Source organism: Cytobacillus sp. FSL R7-0680, from assembly GCF_038009245.1.
In the GTDB taxonomy this organism is placed as follows: Bacteria; Bacillota; Bacilli; order Bacillales; family Cytobacillaceae; genus Cytobacillus; species Cytobacillus kochii.
The window spans coordinates 354,131-372,372 of sequence record NZ_JBBPAO010000001.1 but is presented as its reverse complement, the minus strand read 5'-3'; the positions used below and the strand labels follow the sequence as shown (position 1 = coordinate 372,372).

Sequence of the window (18,242 nt, the reverse complement as noted above, 5' to 3'; positions counted from 1 at the left end):
TGGTTATATGACATAACCAGGTCTTTTCTTTGGTCTCGAACCCATTAGACTATTTATGGGTATATTTCCTTTCGTATCTATGGTTCGACCTTTATTATCCTTCTTGCCTTTCATATTGTTCTCGTTTGTCATCCCTAGCGGATTCTAACCTTTGCATATAAACTTCACCTTCCTGCTCAATTTGAGCAGTTTCCGCCTTTCTTTCATCCCTACCTGTCTTAATCGCCATAAATGCGCTAATGAAAATACCTGCAATCACAAAGTAAAGCCATATAGGTATCATTGGACTCCTCCTTACTCTCTTATTAGAAAATATGTCTGCTCGTCCCATAATATGCAAAAAATTTTTCATAACCATTTTGCTCACCTTACTCTCATTTCCATAGGCATCACGAACACATACACCCGACTGGTAAACCGCAAAAAAAGCAAGTTATGTGACATTCTTACATTTCACATACTTGCTTTTCTAAGTTATTCATGAAAGGTCGGCTTATAAAATGCCCGATTATCTAACGCAAAAACTCTTTCTGTGTATTCACCTGGTTTGACTCTAGATAATGATCGATCAAGCATATTCATTTTCGCATCTAAATTATCAATATAATGAATGATTTCCGCTTCTTTAATTAAAGGCGGTTTCGGGCTACCCCATTCTGCCTTACCATGGTGAGACAGAACAATATGCTGTAAAATAACGACCTCTTCTCCTTGAATTGATAGCTCCTCAGCCGCCGTCTCAATCTCACTTACCATGATGGAAATATGGCCGAGTAAGTTTCCTTTTACTGTATAAGTTGTGGATATAGGACCAGATAGCTCTGTAACTTTACCTAAATCATGCAGAATGATACCTGCATATAATAAATCCTTATCCAACGTAGGGTAAAGATTTGCAATCGCTTTAGCGAGATCTAACATTGAAACAACATGATAAGCTAAACCTGAGACAAATTCATGATGATTTTTAGTCGCTGCAGGATATTCTAGAAACTCAGCTTGATATTTCTTTAATAAATGTCTAGTGATTCTTTGAATATTAGGGTTTTTCATTTCAAAAATGTATTGTGTGACTTTCCCCATCATTTCTTCAGCGTCAATAGGGGCAGTTTCTAAAAAGTCTGCTAACTTTACCGTATCGTTTTCATTTGACGTACGAATCTGTCTTATCCGTAGCTGTTGTCGTCCACGATAATTTAAGATATCTCCCGCCACTTTGACAATTGTTTCTGGCACGTAATTATTTTCATCCTGTTCGGAAACATCCCAAAGTTTTGCTTCGATATCCCCACTTTTATCTTGAAAAATCAAAGTTAAAAAAGGTTTACCGTTACTTGCCACACCTTTTGTAGCATTTTTTATTAGTAAGAACAATTCAACCTGCTCTCCTGTATCGTAATAAACAATTCCTTTAGTCATCGTTACACCTGCCTCCTCTAAGTCTTACCTTTAAGTAAAAGTATATCATATCTATCTTAAAGCCTTCATTTTTAAAAGCTTGTTGCTGTTTGTAGTTCACTTAAATCAATCACTTCATCCCCGTTAAAACTTTGCAACATCCCTTTATGACAAGTAAAGAAAATTATCTGCTCCTCTTTACCCCTTAGTACTCGCATTACTTCTTCCAGTCTTTTATGATCAAAGTTCACAAATCCATCATCAATTATAAAAGGGAGCTGATACCGATGGAACACAATTTCTGCCAAGCTCAACCGCAAACTAATATAAAGTTGCTCAGCTGTTGATTGACTTAACGATCTTGGCTCAAAAAACATCCCTTCCTTATGCTCTAATAATAAATGGTCTTTGTCGCTATCATAAAAAATCCGCTTATATTGACCTAATGTTAAATCAGAAAAATACCTCTCAGCTTTCTTTAATATTTTTGGGAATTCTTCTTCTTTAAAGGTGTTTACCGTTTCAGATAGTAAGCTCTTTGCTGTTGCATACACGGCCCATTCCTTTGCCAACTCATTCCATTCTGCTTTTAATTGTTTGTATTTGTGTAATAGTTCAGCATAAATTCCACCTTCTTCTAATTGTTTAATTTCATAAGAAAGATGATGTAGTATTTCTTGTTGCTTGGTTATTCTTTCTTTCTTCGTATCAATGCTTATTTGGTATTCTTTTATTTGTTCTTCTGTCGGTCTTAATTCAACATATTTATTTAATGTCTCTTGTGATAAGTTTGTCATATTTAACTTTAATTTTTCGGTTCGTAGCTCTTCTTTAATGGCTTGCTTCCTTTTAGCAGCCATCCCTTTTTCTTTAAAAGCTATGATTGAAGACACACCTGCTTCTTCTAGTAACGATTGAATATGCTTTTCTCTATTTGCTATTTTCTCGTCTATAATCGTAATATCTGATTGGATTGATTCTCTTATTTCCTTATTTTTTTCAAAGTTTGCAAGTTTGTTTCTTTCTTTATCGATGATATCTTTTAACTGAATCACGCCATCAGCATAAGAGCGTGGTTCGATAACCACTAACGAGAAATAATGAGATAGTTTCTCCTCTATATTAGTAATAGATTGGCTTAAGTCATCCAATTTCGCTTTCTTTATCTTCCTTTTTCTAATCGTGCCCTTCATCTCTTCAATCAATAAGAAGGCATCAAGTAATTGATTTTTCATAGTTGATTTATTTAATTTATATGGCTCGGCAATGAGATCTATCTTACTATCAACTTCTCTCATCTCACCTTCCCACACTTCATATGCGGCAATGATTTTTTCATACTGACTATTGACATAATCTAATCGCCGAGCGTATTCGGCGACTTCGGCTTCTTGCTCTTTATCTCTTTCAATTTGCTGCTTCCATTCATCTACCTGCTCCTTAGCAGCGATGGGCTCTTGTTTTTCTAATACCACTTTTTGTTGTCTTAAATAATCTAATTCATCCTTTATTCCACTAGAGTAGACTGCCTTCTGTTTAAAAAATGAACTAATAAAAGTAATACAGATTCCACCAATCGCTAATGCTTGGATGAGGAATGAAGCTTCAAAGAATCCCCATATGCCAATGAAAATAAATAATAATAAAAGTGAACTTATCTTCATATATTCAATTTTTTGGGATCTCTTATCCTTAGTAATTGCTTGTTTATGTTTCTCTGTGAGCAATTGTATATTGACATTGATTTCAGTTAATCTCTGATGGTGACTTTCCTTTTGCTCAAAAGTAGTGATTTGTTTAAGAATGTTTGCTCTCTCTTCTCTTGATAGTAACTTCTTTCTACTTTCATTTATTTTATTTTCTAATCCATTTAATTCAGTTCTTATAGTCTCCGACTCTTCATCCAATTGTACTTTTCTATCGGACAACCGCGACTTTTTCTTCATTACATTAGAGATAAGTTCTTTTTGAAACATACTCGTATCAAAAGATAAAATCTCTTCGTCAGATATTTGCATATGCAGCTTATCTGACATATGCTGCAATTCTTCCTCCAAAGCTTTTATTTCGAGTTGCCATTCATTCTTCGTCTGCACTTGATTCTCTCTGACAGTATTCAGTTCGCAAACAGCTTCGATTTCTGCTCTATTTTCAAGTATTTGCTTCTGTAATCCTGCATTCATTAATTTTTCGTCAAGGGTACTTCTTTTCATGATGAGTTCATTTCTTTGGTCTTCTAATACTTCCTTACTCTGTTGTATAGCCTCTAATTGCTTTAACCCATCTATTGGAAATTCATCTACGTCTAATTGACTTTCTTCATCTAGTAAACTTAAATAATGAAGATATACTTCCTCAACCGTAAACCACTTCCTTAAAGAGCTTAGCATCCCTTCTAACTGTTCCACTTCTTGTTCAAGTAGTTCGTTATTATAAATTAATTCTTCTTTTTTCTCAGTTCGTTCTTTATAAAGGTTATTCGTTTTTTCCGCTTTTTTTAGATTTTCATATGCTTTTTTTAGCTCTTTTAAACCGCTGTTTAAAACTGGCTTTGTTCCAGATGGCTTAAAACGCAAATCGAGTTGCTTCTGCAAATATTGTTCTGCCTTTAAAATGCCATCTGTTCCAACAACCGCGGAAGAAAATAAAAAATGCCCTAAATCTTCTTTACTAAATGATTGCACATTTTGAATATCAAACAGGTCAAAAGAGAAGATCGCTCGGTATAATGGTTGGTCCATCCCTTGGAGCAATTCCTCTAATAACGTAGAACCACCGCTTCTTCCGGAACTGAGCACAACGTTCACTTCATCCGGTGTTCTTTCCTTTACTCTCTCAATCATTGCTTCATGACCATCTGGTAAAGTGAAAATCAATTTTCCACCATATTGACTACTATTCTTAGGTTTATAATTTCTTTCATTTCCTTTTTTAGATGGAAAACCAAATAACATACTATGAATAAAAGACATCAGTGTTGATTTACCCGCTTCATTTTGCCCGTAAAAACAATGAAAATCGTTTAACTGTTTAATTTTGATATTTTCCCATTTTCCGTAACCATAGATCTCCATACCTTTAAGCTTCATTCGTTCACCCCCTCCACTAATAGTTCAAGTAACAATTGCTTTGCATCTGCAACAATTTCTTTTTGATCTGTTTGTGATATTTCATCTATCCATCGACTTGCTTGTTTATGCCTATATAATGGGGATAATGCCTTCAGTACTATTTCTTCATTTGCAAGATCTAACATTTCTTTATAAAAAGGTGATTGACTTCGTAAACTTTCCTCATCCCACACTAACTGCTTTTTAACTTTTAACTCATTTACCCAAACGAAGGATTGTTGTATTCGTTCAGTTTCTTGGAGAAATTCTATTAATTCACCTGACCTAAAGGCCTTTTCTTCTATTTCACTCATACTTAAGTGTTGTAATTCTAATTTAAGTATAATGGCTTTTCCTTCTCTTCTTTTTGATTCTAACAAGTTGAGACAATTTGATAATAAAACCTCAAAAGAATTGAATGAACTACAATCAAGGACCACTTCATCCCAAACCACATCATTTGTCTCAATAAATCGCTTCTCGCAAGTATGCTCTTGTAATTCTATTAAATAACAACCCTTTATACCTGTTTCCTTTTTATGTCGTCCTTGTATATTCCCTGGATAAATAATTGGCGGCACTGTATTGATTTCAGCTCTTTTATGTATATGACCAAGGGCCCAATAATCAAACTGCTTTTCTATCAAGTCAGAAATCGTAAACGGTGCATAGTTCCCGTGTTCTGTTAATCCTTCCAAATTGCCATGTAAAATGCCGATATGATAACCAGCCGCTTCTTCTTTCTGATAAAGCTGAACCATTCTTTCATCGACATGTCGTTCTTTGTAACTAAAGCCATAAAGATGAATAATTGTATCGTTTTTTTTAAATCTAGTTACTTCTGGTATTTCACCAAAAATAAATACATTCTCTGGCATCGTTAATTTAATCCACTCTCCACCTAGATGATCATGGTTACCATGAACAATAAATGCACGAATTCTAGCCTTATGTAAACGTAACATCTGTTCTCGCAAGATGTTTTGTGCTTTTATACTCCGATCACTTGCATCATATAAATCTCCCGCTAAGATAACAAAATCAACTTTTTCACTTATTGCAACATCAATGAGCTTAATAAATGAACGGAATGTACTTTCCTTTAACCGCTCAAATATGAAGTCGGGTAAGTCTTTTAATCCCACCATAGGGCTGTCTAAATGTAAATCTGCAGCATGAATAAATTTGATAGGCTCCATTTTTTATCCCTCTTACATTTTTCTTTTATTTTAACGCAAACCAAAAGCGAATGCACGTTCTTACTTGGTCGATTGTAGAATTAAAAATGTTCAATTTTAATGAAGGGATTAGACGACTCAGCTCCGTCACCATAATGGTAGTTTTGACCTTTATATCAACTTGCTAAATTCTATTAAGAAATATTCGTTTTTTATCGCATAAGAAAAACCGGACTCATCTCCCGGTTTTGTTTAGATAATAATCAACTGCTTTTCTCTACATGCGGTGTAAGATTCGAGTTGACACCCTATTTTTGCCGTTGCCAATAGTAAATGGCTAGTTGTGTACGATCGCGTAGCTCCAGTTTATCAAGAACAATAGAAAGAACATTACGTACGGTTCCTTCACTTAAATAAAGCTGCTTCGATATTTCTTTATTCGATAAACCTTCCACCACAAGTTCCATTACGTCTTTCTCCCTTTCGGTTAATGCCCAGAACCCATCTGACTTATTTTGTAGCACAAGTTTATCAAGTACTTCCGGAGTAAGAACCCTCGCATTTGATCCGATTGCACGAATCTGTTTGGCCATATCTTTAATCTTACTAGATTTTATGATGTAGCCCTCAGCACCTGCTTTTAAAGCAAGCCGAATATTCATTTCGTCTTTAAAGGTTGTCAACATCATTATTTTAATATGTGGCCAGTTTCTTTTTATAACCTTGGTACTTTCAATTCCATTCAACACCGGCATTTGGATATCCATTAGAATAACATCTAGCTGCACTTTCTCACAAAAAGAAATCGCTTCACTTCCATTTTCGACCACACCAACAATTTTTATATCTTCTTCTTTATCGAGAAGTAATTGTAAGCTCTGACAAATTAAACGATCATCATCCACAATTAATATATCCATAGCTACTTCCCCCTTCTCTGTAAAGGTAAAACACATACGAGCAAGTACCCATTTTGACGATCAATTGTAAAGCTTCCTTTTAACATTCTTGCCCTTAATTGTAAACTTCTTAGTCCACTTCCGTTCACTGATTTTTGGGTATTGGTACCGTTATCATGGATTTTCAACCTTACAAGTGTTTCAGTAATATCAAGTTCAACTTTCGTTTTCGTCGCATTACTATATTTACTTACATTTGTAATAGCTTCCTTAAGACACGCTTCCAACATCACCCAAGATTGAGAAGATACATTTTCAACATTTCCATTATATTGAAAATCTATGAGTAATGGCTCTGAATCTACTACGATTCTTTGCAACCTATCAACACCTATATAAGTAACTGGTGTGAGATTATGAACTGTATTTCTTAATCTCGTTGTACTCCTTGAAAGCCTGATTTTCACCTGTTCCAAAAGGGTGTGTGCTTGATTTTTATTTTCTACTTGTTCATATGCTTGAATAGCTAGAAGGGCACCTGTTAAATCATGCCCCAGGTGGTCATGCAGTTCTCTTGAAATCCGATTTCTTTCCTTCAGTTCTGCTGCCTTTTCCACCTCAAAATAAGCTTCTAAAAGCTCCATCTTGATCTGTTCAAGCTCATGCTTTTCTTTTCTTTCCTTGTCTAAAGCCTTTTCTAGTTGCTTACGTTCTTTCATTGACTGATAAGTGAAGCTTCCGACTAATACTGTGAGTAAACTATACCAGATCAAAGTCATATCAAAGGCAGAGTAAGCAATCATGAAAATCGTCATTGGGAAAACCAACCACCACTTCCCAACTATTGCTGCTTCGAAAATAGCGATGGCTAAACCGTATAGGGCAAACGGAAAATATGGAATGAAAACGATACAGAGGACTATTTCAATAATAAAACTCCATTTTGGTATAGAAAATCTTATACGTATGCTCATAACAATGAGCAAAAGCAGGATAAAAACAATTGCCTCAAAGCCAGCAGTACTTGTGAGCCAAAGATGTGCTAGGATAAGTAATTGTACTATTCGCCAAAATATCACAAATCTGAAATATCGCTCGTACACTCTCATATGCACACCTCTCCTCAGCTATCAATGCAATTTTTTCGCACTTCCTGTAATTAAAAATAAAAACATATACAAAATAAGCATTCCATTCACAAGCAGAAACTCCTTCAGTTCGCCACCAAAAACAATCCAGTCTATACCCCAAGCTAGCCAAAAAGTCGGCAAAATAATCGCTATTTTTTGTAATAATTCAGGTAACAACTCGATTGGAATCAAGACGCCACCGATTAAAGCAATTATACTGATAATCGACATAAAAATTAACATGGATATTTCTTTATTACGAAAAAATGAAATCCACATTAGTGCAAAGGCAATCGATGCCATACTAAATGTAATAAATAAAATGAGTAACCAAAAGGGCTGGTAAAGTTCTTTCCCAATTAATACGCCTCCATAAACTAAAATCAGACATTGTAATATTAAAATGAAAAAATATGCTAGCAAATTTTGTGCTAGATAACTAAAATGACTGATGGGGGCAATTGATACCTTTTTAGCAATTCCTCTCATTCTATCTTCTAAAATTAATCCAGAGAGCTTCAAACTAATAAACAAAATAAAAATACCAAAATATTGATATCCGTATGGAAGATGTGGCCAATACTCTCCTGATGGCAGAAAGATCGCAACAACTGGGAAGAGAAATAGAATCAACAAACTTGTTTTATTTGCAATACTTCTCTTCAGTACAAAGTGGAAAACAGTCATTTAAATCTTCCTCCTACCGAGCACAAACACAATAATAAAAGTAATTACAATTCCTACTCCTAACCGAAACATATAAATATAAGCATCAGGAAATAAATTGCTTTGTGCATAGCCAATTGCATTAGCAGCTAACAATAGAGGATTAAGGTATTCATTAATGAATGTGATAACCGTATAATCAGGAATTGGAAAAAACAACCCTGCCAACACAATACATCCAATTCCATATACTTCACTTAACCGTTCTGCTAATTTAAAGTTCTTTACTGCAAAAATAAGAATTAAACTTACAAGGCTTGATAGTACAGCCAATAAGCCAATGATGTACATTACCCAAAATCCATTTCCCCACTCCACCTTTAAGCCTATTCCTGTAAATAGAAATAACAAAAAACCCAGAAAAATGGAATATAACATGCCACATAATGAGATTGAGAGAGCATAAAAAGGTCGGCTAATCGGCGCCACCATTAAACGTTGCCGTCTTGGAGAAAATAAATCATCTTGAATATGGGCAATCACGATTGAACCGCCAAACAATTGAAACACGAGTGTCATTAACTGTGCTGTATCATAGAACGCAGGATCACCGTATTGATTTTTTAAGTCTCCTAATACGAAATAAAAAATGGTAATAAGGATAATTGGAACAACTAAGAGCAACAATAGCGTAATATAGTCTCTACTCATTCGAATCACTGTATAAGGAATGGTTCTTAGGACACGCATCATGCACTACCTCCATCCCTTAAGGTTCTTCCAGTCAAAGTTAAGAAAACATCCTCTAAATTTGCTTTTTCTACATTAATGCCGACAACACCAGAGTCCTCTTTTATAATCGTTAAAATACGATCAAGGTGTCCTGAATTAGCAGAAGATACAACCAAAATTTGATTCCCATCTTTAATGACTTGTTTTACATCTGGCAGTGCCTGAATACTCTCCAAAGAGACTTCTTCAGGATGACTTACTTCTACCTTGATTCTCTCTTCATGCTGAATGTTTCGAATCAAATCTTGAACTGTTCCTCTTGTAATGATTTGCCCTTTATCTAATATCACAACCTCTGATGCAATCGCCTCAACCTCTTCCATATAATGCGTTGTATATAGAATAGTCGTTCCGTTTCTTTGTAATTTCTTTACAGCTTGCAAAATATGGTTTCGCGATTGAGGATCTATCCCCACCGTCGGCTCATCCATAATTAAAAACTTAGGATCATGAACTAAGGAACATGCAATATTCAGCCGCCTTTGCATTCCTCCAGAAAAATTTTGTGCCCTTCCCTTTGTATGTTCTGCTAATCCAACAAACGCTAAGGCCTCTGCCACCCTTCTTTTTCTCATTTCCCCTTTTAACCCGTAAATTCCGGCAAAAAAGTTCGCATTCTCCTGTGCTGTTAATTCTGGAAAAATCGATATTTCCTGCGTGACTAAACCAATTTTTTCTTTGTTTTTATTCTGAAATGGTTTTTTTCCATCCCCAAATAACGTAACATTCCCTTGATTAACTGTCTCCATTCCTGTTAGGCATCTAATTAATGTTGATTTTCCCGCTCCATTAGGACCAAGTAAACCAATAATTTGACCCTCATTTATATCCAAATCAATGTAGTCCAACACTAGTTTCGAATCATAACGTTTCACAATCCCATTTAGTGAGGCAATCATCCGCTCACACCCTTTCGCCTTGTTAGTGTAAGTATGTCAAGAAAGGCAAAAAGCAAATAGTTACATTTGTCATTAATTTATTTTACTTCACTGCCTCTTCTTCAATAAAGGGTGAAGTTGTTACGAACCGATAAATAAACATTAGCAGAGCCGGCAGATTAATGGTCACTACTACATTTATCAATTCTTTTTTGCTAAAAAAGCTTCTCCATACAAAGTATGAGAAGCTTGAATGTAAATACTTATTTTTCTTTCTTCGTTAATTGAATCGCTTTTTTAATATCTTTATACGAAGATGAGCGACCATACATTAAGACACCGCCGCGATACACTCGTGCACCGAATATCGCCAAAATAATTGTTGTCACAATAAGAACGGCCATGCCTAATATTGGTTCCCATACCGGCAATGAAAGCATTCCTACTCTTAAGAACATCAGCATTGGCGTGAAAAAAGGAATATAAGAGGCAATAGTAATAAAAGTTGTATCTGGGTTAGATAGACCATACATTGAGAGTAAAAAGCCCACAACTACTAACATCGTCATTGGCATAATCATTTGTTGAACATCCTCAATCCGACTAACTAAAGACCCAAGAAAAGCGGCTAGGGTCGCATATAAAAAATAGCCTAATAAGAAAAAGATGGCTGCATAAACCAATATACCAAGAGATAAGTTGCTAAACCCAAACGCTTCGAACCAGCCACCTTCAAGCTTAGACATGCTTTCTCTCAATGCAATAAAACCAATGGAACCTAATATCAGCATTTGTGTCACACTCAAGAGAGCGATTCCGAGTATCTTAGCAAACATTTGCTGAACAGGTGGGGTACTTGATATAAGAATTTCCATGATTCTAGATGACTTTTCAGTTGCCACTTCATTAGCAATCATACTCGCATACATGATGACAGCAAAATAAATTAAAAATAAGACCACATAAACAAGACCTCTTGCCTGACTTAATTCTTCTTGAGACTTGGCATTTTCCTCAAGTGCAGTCGTCTCAAACGATACAGGTGCATACAATGTTTGCAATTGCTCTGGTGATAAATTTATACTCTCTGCAGTTAATTCTGTCTTTATTTGCTGCAAAGCTGTTTGCAATAAGCTAGAGATAGTAGTATCAGCTATACTCAAGGATTTATATTCACCGCTAATGAGATTTTCACCGTTAGAAGTTAAGTAAAGTGCACCTGTAAATTCCCCAGATATTACCTTCTCGTCCACTTCAGCTTCTGACTGTTGTACACTTTCTAAGATGACTTCCTCTGATGTATATGCCTCTATGCGTTCTATTGCTTGGATGGAACTGTTTGTTTCATCTATCACTGCCACTTTCGGTGTTTCTTCATTTGAAAAAGCATCGATAATAGTTGTAATATTGGCTAACAGCACAAATAAAAGTGCCGTAATAATTGTCGTAATAAGAAAAGACTTTGTTTTTATTTTTGTCCAATACGTATGCCATAGAATTGTCCAAAAATTACTCATAAGAAGCACCTGCCTTTTCGATAAAGATGTCATTTAAAGATGGTTCTTCAAGCATAAATTTGCGAATAAATCCTTTGCCAACAATATCCTTTAGTATATCGTCCGCTGCCAATTCATTTTCAATTTGCAGATGCACCCCTTCTGTCGTCATTTTAAATTTCTTCACCGCAGGATGGTCTTGTAAAAAAGCCATTGAAAAATCACCATGAATGATTAATGTTTTTTTTCCATAAGAACGCTTAATTTCCTTCAATTCACCATGTACGACTGGCCTACCTTTTTGCATGATACAAAGATGCTCACATAACTCCTCAACATGTTCCATACGGTGGGAAGAAAACACGATTGATGTACCACTATTTTTCAAGTCTACAACTGCGTCTTTTAGCAGCTCTACATTTACTGGATCTAGCCCGCTAAATGGCTCATCAAGAATCAATAGCTTAGGTTTATGTAAAATACTAGATATAAATTGTATCTTTTGTTGATTCCCTTTTGATAACTCCTCTACTTTTTTTGTTTTGTAATCAGGTACTTTAAAGCGATCAAGCCAGTTGTCTAACTCCTTCAAGGCAGATTGTTTATCCATCCCTCTTAGCCGTGCTAAGTAAACAAGTTGTTCTCTCACTTGTAATTTTGGATATAACCCACGCTCTTCAGGTAAATAACCAATCTGACCACTCACTGAATAATTAATGGGTTTACCTTGCCAAGTGATGTTTCCTTTGGTTGCATCAATTAACCCTAAAATCATTCGAAAAGTAGTCGTCTTTCCAGCACCATTCGCTCCTAAAAAACCAAACATTTCCTTTTCAGGTATTTCTATAGATATATCATCTACTGCGGTAAATTGACCGAACTTCTTCGTAACATTTTCTAATTTTAAAGACATATAAATTCTGTCCCTCCCTTTCATTTATTTACGATATAAAACTAAAAAAGATTCATTAAATAAGTATGTTTCTTTTTGCAAGATTGATGGAATTATGCCAAAATATAATTAAATATCGGAATATTCAACTACATTACAAGGAGTCTTTATGATGAAAACTTATAAATTAACGGCATTCGAACCAACTGGTGAAAAAATTCTTGATGAATCATTCGAATCAGCAAATGATCAAGAAGCCAAGGTGACCGGAGAAAACCTCCTGAAAGAAAAAGGATTAGAAGAGAAAACACATCGTTGCTCATCTCCAGCAGGAAAGCTTATATTATTTCACCGATAGACCTCAGGTTATACTATACACCACGTATCAAATAAAGACACGCATGTTTCTGATAAAACATGCGTGTCTTTCATTCCTGTTATTTCCCTGTGAATCGAGGCTGCCTTTTTTCAATAAAAGCGTTTATGCCTTCTTTATGATCAGATGTTTTCCTCATTTGTGCTTGACCACTTTTTTCGAGCTCTAATAATTTTAACAATAATGGGCGATTCTTATCTGTCAGTATTTTTTTTGTTTTAATCATCGCAAGGATTGGAAGATGACTCAGATGGTACACTTTTTTATTTACTGCTTCGTCAAGATCATCACCTACGACTTCATGAACAAGTCCTCTCTCCCATGCTTCTTCAGCTGTCATCGGTTTCCCTTCCCATATGAGGTGCTTTGCTTGGTCGGGCCCTAACTTACTTTCAAGGAAAAAGTGGGAACCACCGTCCGGGATTAACCCTATACCAATAAAGTTCATCGCTAATTTACTATCCTTATGAGCATAAATGAAATCGGTAGCTAAAGCTAAACTTAATCCGAGCCCTGCAGCTGCACCTTTTATTGCGCTAATGGTGATTTTAGGCATACTATACAATGTAACAACTAACTCATTAATCGCATCCATCACAACGGGGAAATCGTTTTCATTCGCATCCATCAGCATCGTTTTAATGTCTCCGCCTGAAGAAAATGCTCTACCCGCCCCTTTCAGAACAACGATATCTATTTCTTCTAAATTACTTAGCTCTTTCATTACAGCAGCAAGCTCATGAATCATTTCCACATTTAGTGCATTTAATGACTCTGGCCGGTTCATTTCTACATGCGCTACTCTTCCCTCAATCGAATAATTAACGGTCTTTGTATCAAAATCAAGCGCCATTCATTTTCCTCCTTAAGTTTGGATACCTCTATTATAAATAAAATATTTTTTATTTTCCAAATATAATTGAATTTTTTTACTAGAAAATGAATGACTGTTCATATTGAAAATAATTACTGATTAATTTTATCCATTTGATATTTCTCTCGTAAATCACGTTTTAAAAATTTCCCTACAGATGTTTTGGGAATTTCATCAATAAAAATGACATCATCAGGAATCCACCATTTTGCAAATTGAGCGCTTAATGACTGAAGCACTTCTTCAGCAGTCACTTTCCCTTTGTATTGTTCATGTAATACAACATAGGCTAATGGACGCTCTTGCCACTTTTCACTCGGAATACCAATGACAGCAGCTTCAAAAATGGCTTCATTAGCCATGAGCGCATTTTCTATGTCAACAGAAGAAATCCACTCTCCACCACTTTTTATTAAATCCTTCGTGCGATCAACAATTTTCAAAAGTCCTTCTTCATCAATGGTGACAACATCACCCGTATGAAGCCAGCCATCTTTAAAACTCGAGGCAGTCCGCTCATCATTATAATATTCGGTTACAATCCACGGACCTCTTAAGCAGAGCTCGCCCATCTGCTTTCCGTCCCACTCCACTTCAATCCCTTTTTCGTCAATCACTTTCATTTCTAATCCCGGAACCAATAATCCTTGCTTGCTTCTTAACTCCAGTTTCTCTTCAAAATCTATATTTTCTTGATAGCTTTTTAGATTGGAGACAGTTGCGAGTGGACTTGTTTCTGTCATTCCATAAGCATGAAGAAACGGTATCTTATACTTTTCTTCGAACACTCTAATCATGCCTTTTGGTGCAGCAGATCCGCCACACAGAATGCTTCTTAAAGAACTTAAATCATATTTTTTCGCTTGCAATTCCTTCAATAATCCAAGCCAAATAGTTGGTACACCTGCAGTAATAGTAATCTTATATTCTTCTATTAGTTCGGCAATTAATTTAGGCGTAAATGCAGGCCCAGGCATGATCAATTTTGTGCCAAACCACACCCCTGCAAAAGGTAAGCCCCATGCATTGACATGAAACATCGGGACGATAGGTAGGGCAATATCTTTTTCACTTACACCAACACTATCCGCTAAACCTAATGCTAAGCTATGGAGCACAATTGCCCGGTGAGAGTAAATGACGCCTTTAGGATTTCCGGTGGTCGCCGATGTATAACACATCCCTGCCGGGTCATTTTCATCTAGATCATCAGGATATTGATAATTGGGATCTGCCTCTTCTAGTAGACTTTCATAATTATATGCTGGAGATAAAGTTGTAGTTGGAGGTTCCTTATGGTCACTCATAATGATAAATGCTTTTACATTGGAAAGTTCGTCTCTACATTGTTCAATTAATGGAACTAACTCTTCATCTATGAGGAGAATTTTATCTTCTGCGTGATTAATAATATAGGTGATATGCTGAGATGAGAGTCTAATATTAATTGTATGCAACACCGCTCCACTACAAGGAATCGCAAAATATGCTTCCAGATGGCGGTGATGGTTCCAGGCAAATGTCCCTACCTTCTCCCCTCTTTTAATACCAAGCCTTTGTAAACTTGAAGCAAGTCTTCGTGTTCGTTCTGCCATTTCCTTATACGTAAATGTTTGAATACCACCTGCTGTTCTAGATACAACCTCTTTTTTTGCGAAAAACGTTTCTGCTCTTTTTATCATCTGTGCCATCGTCAAAGAAGAATGATTCATCACCAATCGCCTCCCTTTTAGTAACCGTTTACATTATCATAGATGTTTATGCGCTTTTGTACCTATTACATTCTTGTTTTTTTAATAAAATCCTCTATTAAAGTTGCCATAATTAAATCTAGTCTATTTTCACAAACAAAAAAGCTGCACCTTTAACCAAGGTACAGCTCACATTAAGCTTATATAGACTTTGCCTCAATATTAAAGAGCTCATTTAACATAGCTATTTTTTTATCCGTGTATTCAACAAAACTTTCATTGTAGGATTTAGGGTCTTTCGGATTTGCAAAATGAGTAATTTTACCTGTTTCAGGATGGATAAACTTACTTGCTGCCCCGCAGCCAATTCCGATAATCGTTTGCATTTCTTCCATAATCATAATATTGTAAAGACTTTCTTGTTTCGGTAACGCATAGCCAACGTTTTCTAAATTTCCTAAAATATTTTTTTGACGATATAAATAGTAGGGCTCATAATGATGTTCAGCCGTCCACTCTTCTGCCATATTCATCATTCTTTCTGCTTCTTCACGATCTGCAACCTTATATTTCTGCCGGTTCTTTGTCATTTCAGAAGCTCTTTTAAAAGATAATGTATGAACAGTCAGTGACTCGGGTAGTAATTGCTTTGTTTCATTTAATGAGTGTGCAAACTCTGTTGTGCCTTCATTTGGTAAGCCAATGATTAAATCCATATTAATATTGTTCATACCCATACTTCTCGCCAGGTGGAACTTATCGATTGTTTCCTCAACCGTATGATGCCTCCCAATCGCTTTTAACGTTTCTTGCGTATATGATTGTGGATTGATACTGATACGATCAATATTCCATTTTTTTAATACATTTAACTTATCTGCAGTAATCGTATCCGGTCTACCTGCCTCGACCGTAATTTCTCGAATGTGACTCATATCTGGAAACGACTCATACATTTCTTCATATAGAAGGTCCATTTCCTCTGCTGTAATACTTGTTGGCGTACCTCCACCATAATATACGGTTGTTACTTTGATGTCATTTTCCTTTAACCATTCTCCCATATGTCTGATTTCATAATGCAGCCCAGCTAAGAAGGAATCGACTCTACCTTGTTTACCACCAATTGCATAAGCAGGAAATGTACAATAAGCACATTTTGTTGGGCAAAAGGGAATGCCGATATAGATACTGACTTCTTTTTTTAAATCATAAAGGTCAGGAATCGCCGTTAATTGTCGTGCAACGATTTTTTCCATTAAATTAATTTTTTCATCTGAAATCAAATAATCTTTTTTCAAAGCTTGATGAGCATCTTCCTTACTACTTCCAGACATCATATGACGATGATAAAGCTTTGTTGGCCTTATCCCTGTTAATATGCCCCATTTCTGCACAATACCTGTCCAATCTTGTAAAACAGTTAAATACACATGGGAAGCTGCATACTTTAATTGATTAAAGAATTCCTTTTCTGTCTCAAACGCCTTAAGATTCTTTCTATAGTTAGCGGTATAGACTTCTTCCTCGCTTGTAGTAAGCTGAACACTCATGTTAATCTCTTCACTTACTTCATAGTGGAAAGATATAACTACATCTGCACCCTCATGTTTATCAAGTTTTACAGAGCATTCTTCAAAAAATAAATTACCAATTAACTGCAATGGTCTTATATAACGGTTATCATTCAAACCTAAAATAGATATATTCATTGTTAATCACCTTTATACTTTCTCTTGATCAAACTTCTTTAAGTTTACAAAAAAAAGACCTTACGGGTCAATCTCCATTCACAGGTCGTTTGTATTTTAGTAAATCAGTTTGTTAGCTATATTTGGCATATGCTGCTAAAAGACCACCCCCCTTAAATTAAGGAATACGAATAAGAAGCTTTGAAGGTAGCAACCGTTCTACCACCTTCAGAGCTTCTACCTTACTTCAAGAGATTCATTTTCCTTAAAAATTGGATAGGATGTTGTTTGCGGAAATGCTCTTTTACCATATATGTTACACCATGTTCATCATTTGTTCTTGTTACCCAATCAGCTTGCTTTTTTAAGACATGAGGGGCATTCCCCATCGCTACACCTAAACCCGCACCTTCAATCATCTGCAAATCATCATAGCCATCTCCAATGGCTACAATTTCTTGCGGTGCAATATCAAGTTCCTTACTTAATCTCAGTAAACCATTCCATTTGGATACACCATAAGGGACAATATCTAAACGAGAGTCATTTAGTTGGGTAATAGCAATTTCCTCATCATACATGACATCTAATGCTTTTTTGGCATGTATAAGATCATTGGTATTTTCAAAGTAAATTTCAATTTTTGGTGGTTTAACTGGATCTTCTAGCAAATTTTCACTCAGAGACTCAACAAACTGGTGGGAATAAAAAACAGGATCACCTGTTGAGAACACCGTTTTAGCGAGGATATTATTATTTGTTTTTGTCTTATTCGCTAGTGAAAACTTTTCATGCACAAGTCTTATTTGACAAGGGAATCCTTCTAATAAGCGTACAATATCGAAGGTTACTTCTTTTTTGATGCGTTTTACTTCAATTGGTTGTTCCAATTTATCCGCTGTATAAGCTCCAGCTGATGTTACAAGGATGGAATTTAATTTTAATGCTTTAGCCACTTTCTTAGCCGATGGAAAACTTCTTGCTGTTACTAACGTCACATAAATTCCCTTTTGCTGGACGTATTCGATTGCTTCCTTTGTTGATTTATGCAGCCTTCCATTACTTTGAAGAAGGGTACCATCAATATTTATAGCTAAGAGACGATAAATCATCTTTTTGCCCCCTATTCTGGATGAAAATTGTCCTTATGACACTTTTATGTACCCGCAAC

General features: G+C 35.7%; 16 protein-coding genes. 1 reads left to right on the top strand and 15 read right to left on the bottom strand.

The window, feature by feature from the left end:
- Window positions 1-94: 94 nt before the first annotated feature.
- The 11 genes from MKY26_RS01860 to MKY26_RS01810 form a co-directional block, all read right to left on the bottom strand.
- Complete coding sequence (locus tag MKY26_RS01860; protein WP_095369915.1) at window positions 95-283, bottom strand: sporulation YhaL family protein; 189 nt, start codon at window positions 281-283, stop codon at window positions 95-97.
- Between the two features lie 191 nt (window positions 284-474).
- A complete protein-coding gene (yhaM, locus tag MKY26_RS01855; RefSeq protein WP_095369916.1) occupies window positions 475-1,419 on the bottom strand; it encodes a 3'-5' exoribonuclease YhaM in 945 nt (314 codons plus the stop codon).
- Between the two features lie 71 nt (window positions 1,420-1,490).
- Window positions 1,491-4,487, bottom strand: a complete 2,997-nt coding sequence (locus MKY26_RS01850; protein WP_341091907.1) for an ATP-binding protein — start codon at window positions 4,485-4,487, stop codon at window positions 1,491-1,493.
- Window positions 4,484-5,707, bottom strand: a complete 1,224-nt coding sequence (locus MKY26_RS01845; protein ID WP_340978369.1) for a metallophosphoesterase family protein — start codon at window positions 5,705-5,707, stop codon at window positions 4,484-4,486. Before MKY26_RS01845 ends, MKY26_RS01850 begins: the two co-directional genes overlap by 4 nt.
- A 287-nt stretch (window positions 5,708-5,994) precedes the next feature.
- The gene (locus MKY26_RS01840) at window positions 5,995-6,606 is read right to left on the bottom strand and encodes a response regulator transcription factor (RefSeq protein ID WP_095369919.1); all 612 of its coding nucleotides are present in this window, start codon (window positions 6,604-6,606) and stop codon (window positions 5,995-5,997) included.
- A gap of 2 nt (window positions 6,607-6,608) precedes the next feature.
- The gene (locus MKY26_RS01835) at window positions 6,609-7,694 is read right to left on the bottom strand and encodes a sensor histidine kinase (RefSeq protein ID WP_307318339.1); all 1,086 of its coding nucleotides are present in this window, start codon (window positions 7,692-7,694) and stop codon (window positions 6,609-6,611) included.
- Between the two features lie 21 nt (window positions 7,695-7,715).
- Window positions 7,716-8,402, bottom strand: a complete 687-nt coding sequence (locus MKY26_RS01830) for an ABC transporter permease (protein ID WP_095369921.1) — start codon at window positions 8,400-8,402, stop codon at window positions 7,716-7,718.
- A complete protein-coding gene (locus MKY26_RS01825; protein WP_233435274.1) occupies window positions 8,403-9,134 on the bottom strand; it encodes an ABC transporter permease in 732 nt (243 codons plus the stop codon). It lies immediately after the preceding gene.
- Entirely contained in the window at window positions 9,131-10,072 is a 942-nt protein-coding gene (locus tag MKY26_RS01820) for an ABC transporter ATP-binding protein (protein ID WP_322909133.1), read from the bottom strand. Before MKY26_RS01820 ends, MKY26_RS01825 begins: the two co-directional genes overlap by 4 nt.
- A 242-nt stretch (window positions 10,073-10,314) precedes the next feature.
- A complete protein-coding gene (locus MKY26_RS01815; RefSeq protein WP_095369923.1) occupies window positions 10,315-11,568 on the bottom strand; it encodes an ABC transporter permease in 1,254 nt (417 codons plus the stop codon).
- On the bottom strand, window positions 11,561-12,460 hold the full coding sequence (locus MKY26_RS01810) for an ABC transporter ATP-binding protein (RefSeq protein WP_307318332.1): 900 nt from the start codon (window positions 12,458-12,460) through the stop codon (window positions 11,561-11,563). The genes MKY26_RS01815 and MKY26_RS01810 overlap by 8 nt, the downstream gene beginning before the upstream one ends.
- 151 nt (window positions 12,461-12,611) lie before the next feature.
- On the opposite strand from MKY26_RS01810, the gene MKY26_RS01805 reads away from it, so the two are divergent.
- Complete coding sequence (locus MKY26_RS01805) at window positions 12,612-12,797, top strand: YhzD family protein (RefSeq protein ID WP_095369924.1); 186 nt, start codon at window positions 12,612-12,614, stop codon at window positions 12,795-12,797.
- 79 nt (window positions 12,798-12,876) lie between these two features.
- Here MKY26_RS01805 and MKY26_RS01800 read toward each other — a convergent pair whose 3' ends face one another.
- From MKY26_RS01800 to MKY26_RS01785, 4 genes are all read right to left on the bottom strand, one after another.
- Window positions 12,877-13,668 carry an enoyl-CoA hydratase gene (locus MKY26_RS01800; protein WP_095369925.1) on the bottom strand — a complete coding sequence of 264 codons (792 nt, stop codon included), beginning with the start codon at window positions 13,666-13,668 and terminating at the stop codon, window positions 12,877-12,879.
- A gap of 113 nt (window positions 13,669-13,781) precedes the next feature.
- Window positions 13,782-15,401 carry a long-chain fatty acid--CoA ligase gene (locus MKY26_RS01795; RefSeq protein WP_307318331.1) on the bottom strand — a complete coding sequence of 540 codons (1,620 nt, stop codon included), beginning with the start codon at window positions 15,399-15,401 and terminating at the stop codon, window positions 13,782-13,784.
- A gap of 179 nt (window positions 15,402-15,580) precedes the next feature.
- The gene (locus MKY26_RS01790) at window positions 15,581-17,092 is read right to left on the bottom strand and encodes a coproporphyrinogen III oxidase (RefSeq protein WP_322909132.1); all 1,512 of its coding nucleotides are present in this window, start codon (window positions 17,090-17,092) and stop codon (window positions 15,581-15,583) included.
- Window positions 17,093-17,313: 221 nt separating this feature from the next.
- Entirely contained in the window at window positions 17,314-18,183 is an 870-nt protein-coding gene (locus tag MKY26_RS01785; RefSeq protein WP_307318329.1) for a Cof-type HAD-IIB family hydrolase, read from the bottom strand.
- Between the last annotated feature and the right edge of the window lie 59 nt (window positions 18,184-18,242).